14 protein-coding genes are annotated in these 15,263 nt (G+C 63.9%); 9 read left to right on the top strand and 5 right to left on the bottom strand.

The genetic code is table 11. The features are described 5' to 3' along the window. Positions 1-46 precede the first annotated feature (46 nt). The 5 genes from MUU55_RS06650 (at position 47) to MUU55_RS06670 (ending at position 5,392) form a co-directional block, all read left to right on the top strand. Positions 47-1,363, top strand: a complete 1,317-nt coding sequence (locus tag MUU55_RS06650; protein ID WP_244760005.1) for an FAD/NAD(P)-binding protein — start codon at positions 47-49, stop codon at positions 1,361-1,363. A gap of 225 nt (positions 1,364-1,588) precedes the next feature. After that, on the top strand, positions 1,589-2,614 hold the full coding sequence (locus tag MUU55_RS06655; RefSeq protein ID WP_244760006.1) for a sulfate ABC transporter substrate-binding protein: 1,026 nt from the start codon (positions 1,589-1,591) through the stop codon (positions 2,612-2,614). Between the two features lie 4 nt (positions 2,615-2,618). Beyond that, positions 2,619-3,482: a sulfate ABC transporter permease subunit CysT gene (gene cysT / locus MUU55_RS06660; RefSeq protein WP_244760007.1), complete on the top strand. Its 864-nt coding sequence runs from the start codon at positions 2,619-2,621 to the stop codon at positions 3,480-3,482. Continuing rightward, positions 3,472-4,326: a sulfate ABC transporter permease subunit CysW gene (gene cysW, locus MUU55_RS06665; RefSeq protein ID WP_244760008.1), complete on the top strand. Its 855-nt coding sequence runs from the start codon at positions 3,472-3,474 to the stop codon at positions 4,324-4,326. Before cysT ends, cysW begins: the two co-directional genes overlap by 11 nt. A gap of 13 nt (positions 4,327-4,339) precedes the next feature. Beyond that, positions 4,340-5,392, top strand: coding sequence for a sulfate/molybdate ABC transporter ATP-binding protein (locus tag MUU55_RS06670; protein WP_244760009.1), 1,053 nt, complete (start codon positions 4,340-4,342; stop codon positions 5,390-5,392). Positions 5,393-5,442: 50 nt separating this feature from the next. On the opposite strand, the gene MUU55_RS06675 is transcribed toward MUU55_RS06670, so the two are convergent. From MUU55_RS06675 to MUU55_RS06690, 4 genes are all read right to left on the bottom strand, one after another. After that, positions 5,443-6,789: an amidase gene (locus MUU55_RS06675; RefSeq protein WP_244760010.1), complete on the bottom strand. Its 1,347-nt coding sequence runs from the start codon at positions 6,787-6,789 to the stop codon at positions 5,443-5,445. 119 nt (positions 6,790-6,908) lie between these two features. Continuing rightward, a complete protein-coding gene (locus tag MUU55_RS06680) occupies positions 6,909-8,147 on the bottom strand; it encodes a saccharopine dehydrogenase family protein (protein ID WP_244760011.1) in 1,239 nt (412 codons plus the stop codon). Positions 8,148-8,181: 34 nt separating this feature from the next. Beyond that, positions 8,182-9,282: a carboxynorspermidine decarboxylase gene (locus MUU55_RS06685; protein WP_244760012.1), complete on the bottom strand. Its 1,101-nt coding sequence runs from the start codon at positions 9,280-9,282 to the stop codon at positions 8,182-8,184. A 123-nt stretch (positions 9,283-9,405) separates the two neighbouring features. Continuing rightward, complete coding sequence (locus MUU55_RS06690; RefSeq protein WP_147324540.1) at positions 9,406-9,645, bottom strand: hypothetical protein; 240 nt, start codon at positions 9,643-9,645, stop codon at positions 9,406-9,408. A gap of 172 nt (positions 9,646-9,817) precedes the next feature. Between MUU55_RS06690 and MUU55_RS06695 the strand changes: the two genes are divergently transcribed. Together MUU55_RS06695 and MUU55_RS06700 are read left to right on the top strand one after the other, a co-directional pair. Continuing rightward, a complete protein-coding gene (locus MUU55_RS06695; RefSeq protein WP_244760013.1) occupies positions 9,818-12,070 on the top strand; it encodes a heavy metal translocating P-type ATPase in 2,253 nt (750 codons plus the stop codon). Then, complete coding sequence (locus tag MUU55_RS06700) at positions 12,070-12,636, top strand: SCO family protein (RefSeq protein ID WP_244760014.1); 567 nt, start codon at positions 12,070-12,072, stop codon at positions 12,634-12,636. Before MUU55_RS06695 ends, MUU55_RS06700 begins: the two co-directional genes overlap by 1 nt. Here the strand turns inward: MUU55_RS06700 and MUU55_RS06705 are convergent. Continuing rightward, on the bottom strand, positions 12,633-13,049 hold the full coding sequence (locus MUU55_RS06705; RefSeq protein WP_244760015.1) for a MerR family transcriptional regulator: 417 nt from the start codon (positions 13,047-13,049) through the stop codon (positions 12,633-12,635). The two genes, MUU55_RS06700 and MUU55_RS06705, sit on opposite strands and share 4 nt — an antisense overlap. 363 nt (positions 13,050-13,412) lie before the next feature. On the opposite strand from MUU55_RS06705, the gene MUU55_RS06710 reads away from it, so the two are divergent. Together MUU55_RS06710 and MUU55_RS06715 are read left to right on the top strand one after the other, a co-directional pair. Then, entirely contained in the window at positions 13,413-14,456 is a 1,044-nt protein-coding gene (locus MUU55_RS06710) for a L,D-transpeptidase family protein (protein WP_425314151.1), read from the top strand. 17 nt (positions 14,457-14,473) lie between these two features. Next, complete coding sequence (locus MUU55_RS06715; protein ID WP_244760016.1) at positions 14,474-15,181, top strand: L,D-transpeptidase; 708 nt, start codon at positions 14,474-14,476, stop codon at positions 15,179-15,181. The last annotated feature ends 82 nt before the right edge of the window (positions 15,182-15,263 follow it).

Below are 15,263 nucleotides of genomic sequence, written 5' to 3' on the forward strand. Positions count from 1 at the left end.
CGCTATCATACCGCTCGGCTTCCACGGCGAAAGGAAGGGACAGCACATGTTCTTCGACAGAGGCGCAAGGGAAGACGGGTCGTGGCCGGCGGGGGTGCCGGCGTTGAAGATCGCGATCATCGGGGCTGGTCCGTCCGGCCTCGCCACGGCGATTGCGCTGATGAAGCGCCTGCACCGGCCCTTCGAGGCCTGGCTCGTTGACGCCGAGGATGCGCCGGGCGCCTTCGGCAATGGCGCGGCGGGCCTTGTGCCGACGACCGAGCCGGCACGCGACCTCTCGGTCGTGCCCGAGCGTCCCGATGATTTCGCCGAGTGGCTGAAGACCAATTGGCTGGCCGGCGGCACCGTTGCCACGCTGTGCCGCCCGCAGGACCTCCATGCGCCGCGCGCGCTGTTTCGCGATTATGTTATGGCCCGCTTCGGCGAGGTGATGGCGCTGCGCAAGGATGTGCGCATCCGCACCTTCCGTGGCCATGTTCGCCATGTCGATGCCGGTGGCGCCACGCCACGACTGATCTTCCGAGACGGCGAGTGCGCCGATTTCGATCATGTCTTCGTCGCCACCGGCTTTGGCACCGCGCAGCGCGAAGCCGCCTCGTGGCAGGCGGCGCACAGAGCTGCCGAGCACCTGTCCGGCCTCGAAAACCCACCGCCGCTGACGCTTGTAGGCAATGGTCCGCGTCTCGCCGCCATCCTGCTCCACCTTCGGGCGGACGGTTTTGCGGGGGACATCCATATCGCAGCCGCAAGCGGCCGCCTGCCGCAACCGCATGCCCGTCCGCAGCCTGGCCTCGCCTTCGGCGAACCGCCGGCAAGCCGCTCGCTGCAGGAAGCGTTCCGCTATGTGCGGCGCGAATGTAGAAGCGCGGAGGCGCGTGAGGGCGGCCAATGGCAGGCCGTGGTCGATGCTGCTTCCGCCCGTCTTGCCATCGTCTGGCGCAATCTGCCCCAGGTCGAGCGCAACCGCTACCGCCGCCATCTGCTGCGCCTGCACCGCCACTTCTCCATCCGCCTTGCGCCCGACGTCCACCGCCGCCTCGCCGCCGAAATCGAGACCGGCCGCACCCGCTTCGTCGCCCCACGTGCCCCGAAATCCGCCGATGAGACCGTCATCGACTGCCGCGAGGTACCGTCCGCCCGCGCGCTCGCCGGCTTGCTATCCTGCGATGCGGCGGCGCTGAGCATCGATGACGGTGGTCATCTCGCCCATCATGGCGCGTCGATACCGGCGATTTCCGTGGTTGGCGCCATTGCCTCCAGCCTGCGGCCGGGACCCTTTACCTTCGCCGAAACCGTGCGTCAGGCCTATCGCGCGGTGCTCTCCGCCACCCCGCATGGTCTTGCCCGCACCTCCGAGCGCTGAAAAAAGTTTGGCGCGACGGACAAAAACGGGCATTTTCGGCGGATGCATTTTGCGCGTCGCCCGCCGTTTGCGAGATGAACCGTGCGCGACCTGACGGTGAAAGCAGGTCTTCCATTGCGCCGTTTCGGTCTGTTTGGAACCGGTTTTGCGAACTTTCCGGGCATTGTTGACTAACTCTACTAATTCAATAGGGTTTTGGTCGGGACAAGCATCCAGGAGGTTGAGATGTCGATTTTGGTAAAACGGGTGGGGGCTCTGCTCCTGAGTGTCGGACTTGCGTTCGGCAGTGCAACGGCAACGCTGGCGGAGACGACGCTGCTCAACGTCTCCTACGATCCGACGCGTGAGCTCTACAAGGACTACAACGAGGCCTTCGCCAAGCATTGGAAGGCCGAGACCGGCGAGGACGTCACCGTCCAGCAGTCGCACGGCGGTTCGGGCAAGCAGGCCCGCGCTGTTATCGACGGGCTCGAAGCCGACGTCGTGACGCTCGCTCTGGAAAGCGACATCAACGCCATCGTCGACAAGACCGGCAAGATCAACAAGGACTGGCGCACGCGCCTTCCCAACAATTCGGCACCCTACACCTCGACCATCGTCTTCCTGGTGCGCAAGGGCAATCCGAAGGGCATCCAGAACTGGGGCGACCTGGTGAAGGGCGACGTGCAGATCGTTACCCCGAACCCGAAGACCTCCGGCGGCGCCCGCTGGAACTATCTCGCGGCCTGGGCCTGGGCAAACCAGGAATTCGGCGGCGACCAGGACAAGATCAAGGCTTACATCGCCGAACTCTACAAGCGCGCGCCGGTTCTCGACACGGGTGCCCGCGGTTCGCTGACCACCTTTGCCCAGCGCCAGATCGGCGACGTTCTGCTCGCCTGGGAAAACGAAGCCTATCTCGCCGGTGCTGAATTCGGTGCCGACTCCTTCGATATCGTCGCTCCGCCGATCTCGATCCTCGCCGAGCCGCCGGTCGCCGTTGTCGATGGCAATGTCGACGCCAAGGGCACCCGCAAGCAGGCGGAAGCCTACCTGAACTACCTCTATTCCGAGGAAGGCCAGAACATCGCGGCCAAGCACTTCTACCGTCCGTCGAAACGGGAAGTGGTAAAGCCCGAGTTGCTGCAACAGCTCCCGGACATTAAGCTGGTCACGATCGACGACCCGATCTTCGGCGGCTGGGTGAAGGCACAGCCCGAGCATTTCGGTGACGGCGGCGTCTTCGACCAGATCTACAAGCCGGGGAACTGAGCCTTTGACGACATCTGCTGCTGCCTCCGGGCGGTGGCGACTGAGACAGCCGAGTGTCATTCCGGGTTTCGGATTGACGCTCGGCTTTTCGCTCGCTTACCTGACCCTCATCATCCTGATCCCGCTCGCCGGCCTCGTCTGGCGCTCCGCCTCGCTTTCGGGTGAGGAGTTCCTCGCCATCCTTTCCGACGAGCGCACCATCAAGGCGCTCGAAGTGTCCTTCGGCACGGCCTTCGTCGCCGCGCTGATCAACGTCGTCTTCGGCGTGCTCGTCGCCTGGGTCATCGTGCGCTACGAGTTTCCCGGCCGCCGCATCGTCGATGCGATCGTCGACCTTCCCTTCGCGCTGCCGACGGCCGTCGCCGGCATCGCGCTCGCCGCCCTCTATGCGCCGAACGGCTGGGTCGGCCAGCTGCTGAACCTCGTCGGCATCAAGGCGGCCTTCAACCCGACCGGCATCGTCATCGCGCTCGTCTTCATCGGCCTGCCCTTCGTGGTGCGCACGGTACAGCCGATCATGGAGGAGATCGACCGCGAAGTGGAGGAGGCGGCAGCGACGCTTGGCGCCAACCGGTTCCAGACCATCCGCCGCGTGCTGCTGCCGGGGCTGGCGCCCGCCATCCTCACCGGCTTTGCGCTGGCCTTCGCCCGCGGTGTCGGCGAATACGGCTCGGTCATCTTCATTGCCGGCAACATTCCCTATGTCTCCGAAATCGCGCCACTCCTCATCGTCATCCGGCTCGAGGAGTTCAACTACGGTGCAGCGACGGCCATCGCCACGATCATGCTGTGTCTGTCCTTCGCCATGCTCTTGGTGATCAACCTCATCCAGACGTGGAACCGCAGGAGGTACGGACATGGCGCGTAAGACCCTGCGTTCGCCGACGACGGAGGCCCCGCTGGCGCGTTACGCGCTGATGGCGGCCGCTTTCCTGTTCCTGGCGCTCTTCCTCATCCTGCCGCTGGTCGCCGTCTTCATCGAGGCCTTCCGCAAGGGGCCGGGTGAATTCTTCGCCTCGCTCGGCGATCCCGATACGCTTGCCGCCATCCGGCTGACATTGCTGGTGGCGGTCATCGCGGTGCCGCTCAACCTCGTCTTCGGCGTGGCGGCGGCCTGGGCCATCGCCAAGTTCGAGTTCAAGGGCAAGGCGTTCCTGACCACATTGATCGATCTGCCGTTCTCGGTCTCGCCGGTCATCTCCGGCCTGGTCTACGTGCTGCTCTTCGGTGCGGGCAGCGTGCTCGGCCCCTGGCTGAAAAGCCATGGCATCGAGATCCTCTTCGCCGTGCCGGGCATTGTGCTTGCCACGGTCTTCGTGACCTTCCCCTTCGTCGCGCGCGAACTGATCCCGCTGATGCAGGAGCAGGGCACGGGTGACGAGGAGGCCGCATTGTCGCTCGGCGCGAGCGGCTGGCAGACCTTCTGGTACGTGACGCTGCCCAACATCAAATGGGGCCTGCTCTACGGCGTGCTGCTCTGCAATGCGCGCGCCATGGGCGAGTTCGGCGCTGTCTCGGTGGTCTCGGGCCATATCCGCGGCCTCACCAACACGATGCCGCTGCATGTCGAGATCCTCTACAACGAGTACAATTTCGTCGCCGCCTTCGCGGTTGCGTCCTTGCTCGCGGCGCTCGCGCTCGTCACGCTCGTCGTCAAGACGGCCCTGGAACTTCACTACGGCGCGGAAATCGCGGCCGGTCGCAAGCATTGAAAGGCACGCCCGTATGGACGTCAGTGTAAAAAACATCCGCAAGGAATTCGATCGATACCCGGCCTTGAACGACGTGTCGCTCGATATCCGCTCGGGCGAGCTGATCGCGCTTCTCGGCCCCTCGGGATCCGGCAAGACGACGTTGCTGCGCCTCATCGCCGGCCTGGAGACGCCGACGCTGGGCAAAATCTACTTCGGTGCGGAGGACGCCTCGCACCGCACGGTGCAGGAGCGTCATGTCGGCTTCGTCTTCCAGCATTACGCGCTCTTCCGCCACATGACCGTCGCCGACAACATCGCCTTCGGCCTGACGGTGCGCCCGCGCGGCGAGCGTCCGCCGAAGGCCGAAATCCAGCGCCGCGTCGGCGAACTTCTGGAGATGGTCCAACTCTCAGGTCTCGAAAAGCGCTATCCCAACCAGCTCTCCGGCGGCCAGCGCCAGCGCGTGGCGCTCGCCCGCGCCATGGCGATCGAACCGAAGGTCCTACTGCTCGATGAACCCTTCGGGGCGCTCGATGCCAAGGTGCGCAAGGAGCTGCGTCGCTGGCTGCGCGAGTTCCATGATCGCACGGGCCACACGACGGTTTTCGTCACGCATGACCAGGAAGAAGCGCTGGAGCTCGCCGATCGCGTGGTCGTCATGAGCCAGGGCGCTATCGAGCAGGTCGGCTCGTCCGACGATGTCTATGATAGGCCAAACTCGCCCTTCGTCTTCTCCTTCATCGGCGACAGCGCCAGCCTGCCGGTCACCATCGCCGACAACGGGGTGTATTTCGAGAACGAGGCGATCGGGATTGCCCCGCGCAACGGCGACATCACGTCCGGCAACGGCACGCTGTTCTTCCGCCCACAGGATGTGGTGCTCGTCTCCGACCCGGCAGCGCCTGCGCTGGAGGGCCGTGTCTCGACCTCCCGTCGCCTCGCAGGAACCCGCATAGCCGATATCGACGTCGGAAAGCCCGGTGAGCCGCATCATGTGGAAATCGAGGTGCCGCTCGACGCGCAGGCCGCGACCGGTACGACGCTCCGCTTCCGGCCGACCCGCTGGAAGACGTTTGCGGCGTGAAACGGAAAGGCCGGCGATGACGCCGGCCTTTTGCATTCCAGGGGTATTTCCTAGTGGCGCAGCGCTGCCTCTACGGCCCTTGCATTGGCAAACAGCGCCGCATCGCGGCCGCCGGCGGCGGCCAGCATCAGGCCGACGGGTGCGTCGCCCTCCTGATGCACCGGCAGCGAGATCGCGCAGCCGTCCAGCATGTTGATCAATGAGGGATTGCGCAGCAGCGTCAGGTTGGTCTTCACGAAGAGCGCGTCGTCGGCTGTCAGGGAGGCGATGGTCGGGGCGATCATCGGCACTGTCGGCATGGCGAGAACGTCATAGGGCGAGATCGCCCGGTTCGTCTCCTCGATATAGGTGCTCCGCAGATGCAGCATGTCGATGTAGTCGGCTGCCGTCTGCTCCTTTGCGCGCAGGATGCGGGCGCGGACCCGCTGGTCGTAGTCCTCGCCGTGTTCTTCCAGAAGCGTGCGGTGCCAGGCGAGCGCTTCCGGCGCGGAGAAACCGCCCTTGGCATTGATCTCCCCGACTTTCGCAAATTCCCGGAGCGGAATTTCCGTGATGGTCGCACCGGCATCGGCAAGACGCCGGATCGCAGCCTCGAAGGTTCTCGCCACCTCAGGTTCGATGCCGTCGAAGACGACGGTTTGCGGTACGGCGATGCGCAGGCCGGCGACCGTGCGTTCCCCTTCGCCTGCAAGCGATGTACCGCTCAGGATCTCGTGCAGGCTGGCGCAGCAATCGATGCTGTTGGCGAGCGGGCCGATGGAATCGAGTGTGAAGGAGAGCGGCAGGGCGCCCTTGAGCGGCACGGTGCTGGCGGTCGGCTTGTAGCCGACGATGCCGCAAAGCGCTGCCGGAATGCGGCAGGAACCACCCGTGTCGGAGCCGATCGCCGCCGCCGCCATTCCGTCGGCGACGGAAACGGCGGCACCCGAGGATGAGCCGCCGGGAATGCGGCCGGTTGCGCGGTCATAAGGGTTGGCCGGCGTGCCGTAATGCGGATTGATGCCGACGCCCGAAAAGGCGAATTCGGTCATGTTGTTGCGGCCCAGCACGATGAAGCCCGCCGCCTTCAGGCGCGCGATGGCGGGCGCATCGGCTTTTGCCGGCACGGCCTTGCCCAGCACTTTCGAGCCGGCCGGCGTGGCTTCGCCTTGAAGGTCGAAAAGATCCTTGACCGCAATGGGAATACCGGCGAAGCGCGACGGCGCGAGGCCTGCCTTGCGCAGGTCATCCGCAGCCTTTGCGGCGGTGCGGGCCTTGTCCGCCTGGACCTTGACGAAGGCTCGCGCGCCTTCGCCTGTCTCGTCGGCGATGCGTGCGAGTGACAGCTCGACAAGCTGAGTGGAGCTGACGGTGCCGGATGCCAGATCCGAGGCCAGTTCGTTCAATGTTGTGCGCATTCCATCGTCTCCGTTTTTCGCCGCCCATATCAGAGGCGATCTAAATACCGGATTCGGTGCCGCGTACATCCCTTGAATGAAGACCGGCCGCATCGAAAGATACGGCCGGCAATTTTTGCTTAGAAGCTGACGGCGCGGTCGCCGTCTTCGTCCTGGATGCGGGTGGGAAGCCCCATGCCGTTCAGGAGGTTGATGAAGGGCTTCGGCGGCAGTTCTTCCACGTTGGCCATCTTCTTCACGTCCCACTCGCCGGTTGCGACGAGCATGGCGGCAGCGACCGGGGGAACGCCGGCGGTGTAGGAGATACCTTGCGAGCCGACTTCCTCATAGGCTTCCTTGTGGTCGGCCACGTTGTAGATGAAGACGGTCTTTTCCTTGCCGTCCTTGAAGCCCTTCACGTAGTCGCCGATGCAGGTCTTGCCTTCATAGCCCGGCGCAAGCGATGCCGGATCGGGCAGCACGGCCTTGACCACCTTGAGCGGCACGACTTCCTGGCCTTCGGCCGTCTTGACCGGCTGCTCGGAGAGCAGGCCGAGGTTCTTCAGGACGGTGAAGACGTTGATGTAGTGATCGCCGAAACCCATCCAGAAGCGGACATTGGCGCCGTCCATGTTCTTGGCCAGCGAATGCACTTCGTCATGGCCGCAGAGATAGGCGCGGCGCGTGCCGACGACCGGCAGGTCGTAGTCCTTGCCGATTTCGAACATCTTGTTGGTCTGCCATTCGCCGTTCTGCCAGGAGTAGACGACGCCGGTGAATTCACGGAAGTTGATTTCCGGGTCGAAATTCGTGGCGAAGTACTTGCCATGGCTGCCAGCATTGATGTCGACGATGTCGACGTCCGTGACCTTGTCGAGATATTCGTCCTTGGCGAGCTTTGCATAGGCGTTGACCACACCCGGATCGAAGCCGGCGCCGAGAATGGCGGTGATGCCCTTCTCTTCGCATTCGGCAGCACGCTTCCACTCGTAGTTCCCGTACCACGGCGGTGTCTCGCAGATCTTGCCCGGCTCTTCGTGGATCGCCGTGTCGATATAGGCGACGCCCGTATCCATGCAGGCGCGCAGCACCGACATGTTGAGGAAGGCGGTGCCGACATTGATGACGATCTCGGACTTGGTGGACGTGATCAGCGCCTTGGTGGCTTCGATGTCGAGCGCGTCGAGTGCATGGCCTTCCAATACACCCGGCTGCTTCAGCGCCTTCTTCTCATGGACCGACGCGATGATCTTGTCGCACTTGGCCTTGGTGCGCGAGGCGATATGGATGTCGCCGAGCACATCGTTGTTCTGGGCGCATTTGTGCGCGACGACCTGTGCGACGCCGCCAGCGCCGATGATGAGCACATTCTTCTTCATGTCGGGGGATATCTCCTTCTAACCCGGTACAGCCTCAGGAGAGGCTTTCTTCATAGTTCGCGTAGGTGAATTCGCGGACCGTTCTGATGGTGCCGTCCAGTTCGCGGATGGCGATCGCCGGCATTTTCACGCCGTTGAACCAGTTCTTCTTGACCATGGTGTAGCCGGCCGCATCCTGGATGGAGATGCGGTCGCCGACCTTCAGCTGGTTTTCGAAATTGAACTCGCCGAAGATATCGCCGGCGAGGCAGGACTTGCCGCAGACCATGGTGCGGTACGGTCCCGTGTTCGGGGAAATCTTGGCGTTTTCCCGGTAGATCAGGAGGTCCAGCATATGCGCCTCGATCGATGCATCGACGATGGCGAGGTTCTTGCCGTTATCGAGCAGGTCGAGCACCGTCACCTCGAGCGTGGTGGACTTGGTGATCGAAGCCTCGCCCGGCTCCAGATAGACCTGCACACCGTATTCGCCGGAGAAGCGTTTCAGCCGCTCGGCGAATTTTTCAAGCGGATAGTTTTCGCCGGTGAAGTGGATGCCGCCGCCAAGGCTCACCCATTCAGCCTTCTTGAGCAGCGGCGCGAACTTCTCCTCGATCGTGCCGAGCATGCGGTCGAACAGGTCGAAATCGCCGTTCTCGCAATTGTTGTGGATCATGAAGCCGGAGATGCGGTCCATGGCCGGCTCGACCTGCTTCACATCCCATTCGCCCAGCCGCGAGAACGGGCGGGCAGGGTCGGCGAGGTCGAAGGTCGAGGAGGAGATGCCGGGATTGAGGCGCAGGCCGCGCACGATGCCGGAGGCCTTGTCGGCGAAGCGGTCGAGCTGGCCGATGGAATTGAAGATGATCTTGTCGGCGTGGCTGACGACCTCGTCGATCTCGTAATCCGCATAGGCGACGGAATAGGCGTGCGTCTCCTTGCCGAAACGCTCATGGCCGAGGCGCACCTCGTTGAGCGAGGAGGAGGTCGTACCATCCATGTAGTCCCGCATGAAATCGAAGACCGACCAGGTCGCGAAGCATTTCAGCGCCAGAAGCGCCTTGGCGCCGGAGAGCTCGCGAAGACGCGCGATCTTCTCCATGTTGGCGAGGAGCTTCGACTTGTCGATCAGGTAATAGGGTGTGGTCAGGGGCATCGGGGACCTGTCTGCTGCGGTGGAACGGCCACCGGCGAAAAGGCCGGCAACGCGATTGGAACGCGGGTGAGGGGAGGCGCAAACCGCCCGCTCCGCGTGGCTCAAAAAGGGGAAAAGCCGCTGTTACGGTATCGTCGTGCGGACACGGCGGTGTGACAGCGCTTTGGCGCTGTTACCCCGGTCGCGATAACGCTCAAGGAAGAGATTGGGCAGGCGCGGTGTCTTCACCGGACGGCGCAACGGCGCAGCCAGCCTGACGGCGTAAAAGCCAGAGCGGGCCGCGAGGGCGCGCATCGAGTAGCGTTCTTCCGTTCGGGGGGCATCCGAGCCCATCCCCGATTGGAAGAGGGTTTGCCAAGACATGGCGTCCTCCCCAACCAGCAGATGAAACCTGCATTCAATGGGGCGCTCCCTAGCACAAGGCCGTCGGTAATTTCAATGCGTCCTTTTGTTCGAAAATTTCTTGCATCAGCTCTTGCACCTCTAGTCACTAGAGGTCGTAGAACCATGCCATGAGACTGAAGAGGATTGTGTGATGGCTGATGTGAAAGAGACCCGGTTCCGCGTGGAGGGCATGGATTGCGCCTCCTGCGCCAATAAGATCGATACGGCCGTGCGCCGCATGCCCGGTGTATCCGACGTTTCCGTTTCGGTGACGGCGGGCACGATGCGCGTGCAGCACGATGCGGAAAGCGATCTGGAGGCGATCCGCAGGAAGGTCTCTGGCCTCGGCTACGCGGTGACGCCGGCCGGCGTGGTGGCTGAAAAGCCGGCAGCCAAGCATGAGCATGGTCCGAACTGCAACCATGACCACGGCCATAGCCATGATCACGGGCACGACCATCAAGATCACGCCGGTCATGATCACGATGCACCGAAGTCGGCGGCCATCGAAGGCCTGCATGGCCATGACCATGGCCCGTCCGAGGGGCCATGGTGGAAGGGCAAGAAGGGGCGGTTCACGATTCTCGCCGGTGTCGCACTCGTCGTCGCCTATGCCGTGGGCCATCTCTTTCCGGCTATCGAAACCTATGCCTTCATCATCGCCATGGTCGTCGGCCTTCTGCCGATCGCGCGCCGCGCCATCATGGCGGCGCTGGCCGGCACGCCGTTCTCCATCGAAATGCTGATGACCATCGCCGCCGTCGGTGCCGTCGTCATCAACGCGACCGAGGAGGCGGCGATGGTTGTCTTCCTCTTCCTCGTCGGCGAACTGCTGGAGGGTGTCGCGGCCGGCAAGGCGCGCGACAGCATCCGCTCGCTTTCCACGCTGGTGCCGAAGACGGCGCTGCTCGATGAGGATGGCCGCACCAAGGAGGTACCGGCCGAATCGCTTGCCGTCGGTGCCGTCATCCTCGTGCGCCCCGGCGACCGCATTTCCGCCGACGGCACGATCATCGAGGGCGAAAGCGCCATCGATGAGGCGCCGGTGACCGGCGAGAGCACGCCGGTGCGCAAGGAGGTGGGTGACGCGGTCTTTGCCGGCACGGTCAATGGCGATGCGGCCTTGCGCGTGCGCGTCACGGCCGCGGCCGCTGACAATACGATTGCCCGCGTCATCAAGCTGGTTGAGGAAGCCCAGGAATCCAAGGCGCCGACCGAGCGTTTCATCGACCGCTTCTCGAAATATTATACGCCCGGCGTGGTCGTCGTCGCCGCGCTCGTTGCGATCATCCCGCCGCTGTTCCTCGGCGGCATCTGGAGCGAATGGGTCTACAAGGGCCTCGCCGTGCTCCTGATCGGCTGCCCCTGCGCGCTGGTCATCTCGACGCCGGCCGCCATCGCTGCATCGCTCTCCGCTGGCGCCCGCCGCGGCCTGCTGATGAAGGGCGGCGCTGTACTGGAAGGCCTCGGCAAGCTGACGGCCATCGCCTTCGACAAGACCGGCACGCTGACCGAGGGCAAGCCGAAGGTGACCGACGTCGTCGCCTTCTCCGCCTCGGCCGAAGAGGTGCTGCGCCTCTCCGCAGCACTCGAAGCCGGCTCCAGCCATCCGCTGGCGCTCGCCATCCTCGCCAAGGCCGCCGAAGACGGCATCGTGCCGCCGGTCGCCACCGGTTCGCGCGCTCTGGGCGGCAAGGGCGTGACGGCCACCGTCGAGGGCAAGGAAATCTTCCTCGCCTCGCCGAAGGCCGCCGCCGAGCGGGTCACGCTGTCTGCGGAGGTGCAGGCCGCCACCACTGCCCTCAATGATGACGGCAAGACCGTCTCCATGCTGATCGTCGACGGGGTGCTGGCGGGCGCCATCGCCATGCGCGACGAACCGCGTGCGGATGCTGCCGCAGGCCTTAAGGCCTTGAAGGATCTGGGCATCAAGACGATCATGCTGACCGGCGATAATGCCCGCACGGCCAAGGCCGTCGGCGCCGAACTCGGCATCGAGGTGCGCGCCGAGCTGATGCCGGAGGACAAGCAGCGCATCGTCGGCGAACTCCAGCGCGAAGGTTTCGTGGTCGGCAAGATCGGCGACGGCATCAACGACGCGCCGGCACTCGCGGCCGCCGATGTCGGCATCGCCATGGGTGGCGGCACGGATGTGGCGCTGGAAACGGCGGATGCCGCCATCCTGCACGGCCGCGTCGGCGACGTCGCGCTGATGACGGATCTCTCGAAGCGCACTATGCGCAACATCGTGCAGAACATCGCGCTGTCGCTCGGCCTCAAGGGCGTGTTCCTGGTGACGACGATCATCGGCATCACCGGCCTGTGGCCCGCGATCCTCGCCGATACCGGCGCCACGGTGCTTGTGACGTTGAACGCGCTACGCCTGCTGCGGCCGATCCGATAATGCGGCGCAGGACCCTTCTCGGTTTTGCCGGGCTTGCCGCGATCGTCGGAGCGACGGTCGCGGCAAAACTGCGTCCCGCGGACCGGCCGAAACAGCGCGTCTTCACCTTGCAGACGGTCGACGGCAAACCCTTCGGCTCGGCCGATCTCGCCGGAAAACCCTATCTCGCCTTTTTTGGCTTCACCCATTGCCCGGATGTCTGCCCGACCGCGCTTTTCGAACTGAGCGGCCTGCTCAAGGAGATCGGCCCGGCGGCGGACCGCATCACGCCGCTCTTCATCTCGATCGATCCCGGGCGCGACACGGCAGAGCTTCTGAAGCTTTACATGACGTCCTTCGATCCGCGCATCATCGCGCTGCGCGGCGATGCCGCCCAGACCAAGGTGGCGGCGGATGCCTTTTCGGCCTTTTACAGGAAGGTTGCTACGGCTTCGGACAGCTACACGATGGAGCACACCGCCGGGCTTTTCCTCATCCGGGCGGATGGCCGGTTGCAGGGCATGCTCGACATGCATGAGCCGCGGGAGGCGCAGCTCCAGAAACTGAAGCGGCTTGCCGCGTCCTAATCGTGTTCGTCCTGGCAGAGATCGTGGTTCGCCAGCGCGCGGATGACGTAGCAGTCGCGAATCTGGTCGGAATGGCAATGGCTGGTGATGCGTACCAGCTCGGCCTCCAGCTTCTGCAGGCGCTCGATCTTTCGGCGCACGGTGCTCAGCTGTTCGGCGGCGATGCGGTCGGCGTCGTGGCAGGGGCGCTCGGGGTGCTGGCTGAGCTCGATCAGCTCGCGGATCGCATCTATGGTGAGGCCGAGGTCGCGCGCATGGCGGATGAAGGTCAGCCGGTCACGCTCGCCGCTGGAATAGCGCCGCTGGTTGCCCTCGGATCGTTCGGCATGGGAGAGCAGGCCCATCTGCTCGTAGTAACGGATGGTCGGAACCTTGACGCCCGTGGCCTTGGAAAGATCGCCGATCGTCAGCATGGCTTCGCCTCATGGAATGATCTCGCCTACAGATGTGACGCGAAGCTGGGCAAATCAAGTTTTCTTTGACGGATGGGCGGTTTGGACGGCGCTGCGCAAGTATCTGACGAATTTTTGTTCGCCGCGTGATCTTCGGACGAAAGAAAGCCGCAAAGCTGGTCTTGAAGCTCAAGCAGCTTGAGGGTTTATGCTCCGGGCAAGATCGGTGCCGGATTCTCGGCACTGTCGACGGCATGACGCCGGGCAACGACCCTTCCGGGTCATAAGATTAACGAAGTTCTAAGCAATCGCTTGGACTCTAAGGCTGAGATGCGCCGCGGGGACTGCGGCGCGCCCCGGACCCCGAACAATCGAAACCGACCCATGTTTGCGCTTCGCCATCGCTCTTCACCTGAAACCACCCGCCCGCGCCTTTCGCTTTTCGCGCGCCTCGCCGCTGCGACCGTCGCCGGCAGCCTTCTTGCCGGCTGCATGGCCATGGACGTCGCTTCGCTCGCCGAGGCTCCGCAGCTTTCCAGCAAGGTGAAGGCGGAGATGTCGAAGAAGAAGATGCGGCCGGAGAGCCCGGTGCTGGTGCGCATCTTCAAGCAGGAGAGCGAGCTCGAGGTTTGGAAGGTCAATGCGAGCGGCCAGTACGCGCTGTTCAAGACCTACCCGATGTGCCGCTGGTCCGGAAAGCTCGGCCCGAAGACCAAGAGCGGCGATCGCCAGGCGCCCGAGGGTTTCTACCACGTCTCCGCCGGCATGCTGAACCCGAACTCGCAGTACTACGTCTCTTTCAACCTCGGCTATCCGAACCGGCTGGAATCGGCGCTCGGCTATACGGGTGAGGCGCTGATGGTGCATGGTGCCTGCTCGTCTTCCGGCTGCTATGCCATGACGGACCAGGGTGTGGGCGAAATCTACGCCATCGTGCAGAAGGCGCTGGATGGCGGCCAGGAGCGCTTCCAGGTGCAGGCCTATCCCTTCCGCATGACCACGGAAAACATGGCCAAGCACAAGGGCGACCCCAACATGCCGTTCTGGCGCACGCTGAAGGAAGGCTATGACGCCTTCGCCTTCACGCGCAAGCAGCCGAAGGTGTCCGTCTGTGGCGGTCGCTATGTGTTCAACCGGGATTTCGCGAACGGTGAGCCGGATGATCCGCTCGCCCAGTGCCCGGCCACGGTCGATGGCGCTCAAAATGATGTGATCGCGAAGATCGGTGCGGAACAAAAGAAGCTGGATGCGGCTTTTGCCGGCGCCACACCGGTTTCGAGCTTCGCCTATGTGGACGGCGGCATGCATCAGAGCTTCCGCTCGCTCCTGAAGCAGCAGGGCGCGAAGGGCATGGCTGCCCGCATTTCGCGTACGAAATATCCGGTCAGCCGGCCCGATGCGGCCCTGGCCGATCCCTATGACGATTGAGGCATGAGGAAATCCTATTGACTGGTGAACGCGTAACCCGCCGGTCCTTCCTGCTTGGCAGCGCAGGATTGGCAACCACGGTTCTGGCCGGCTGCACCACGCCGGTTCGCGAGAGGGTCGCGGTCAGGCCCGAACCGGTCGTCGATACCAGCATATACGCTGCCATGTATGGGCCGAAGGATGACGAGCAGTTCCCGCTGCCGGCCATCCCCTATCAGAAGATCGATCCGCGCTTCTATCGCCAGATGGTGCCGAACCCGACGGGCGAGCGCCCCGGCGTCATCGTCGTCGATACGGCAAACCACTTCCTCTATCTCACCTATGAAGACGGGCAGGCGATGCGCTACGGCGTCGGTCTCGGCCGCGCCGGTTTCGAATGGGCCGGCCGCGGCGTCATCCAGTATAAGCGGCAGTGGCCGCGCTGGACCCCGCCGGACGAAATGGTCGCCCGCCAGCCGGAGCTGGAGCCCTACAGCATCCGCAACGGCGGCATGGAGCCGGGCCTGAAAAACCCGCTCGGCGCGCGCGCCATGTATATTTTCAAGGACAACGAGGATACGCTCTACCGCATTCACGGCTCGCCGGAATGGTGGACCATCGGCAAGTCGGTGTCCTCCGGCTGCGTCCGCATGATCAACCAGGACGTGGTCGATCTGTTCAATCGCGTGCAGAACGGCACGCCAATCGTCGTGCTGGGCAGTGCGGACGTTGCCGCCGCCTATTGACTGAATACGATTTTCGCGCGTTATTGCATACAATGTTCGCCTGCCTCGAAGCGGCAGGGTGATTTGTGCGCATATGGAGACG

It is taken from the genome of Shinella curvata (assembly GCF_022899935.1).
Taxonomy (GTDB): domain Bacteria; phylum Pseudomonadota; class Alphaproteobacteria; order Rhizobiales; family Rhizobiaceae; genus Shinella; species Shinella curvata.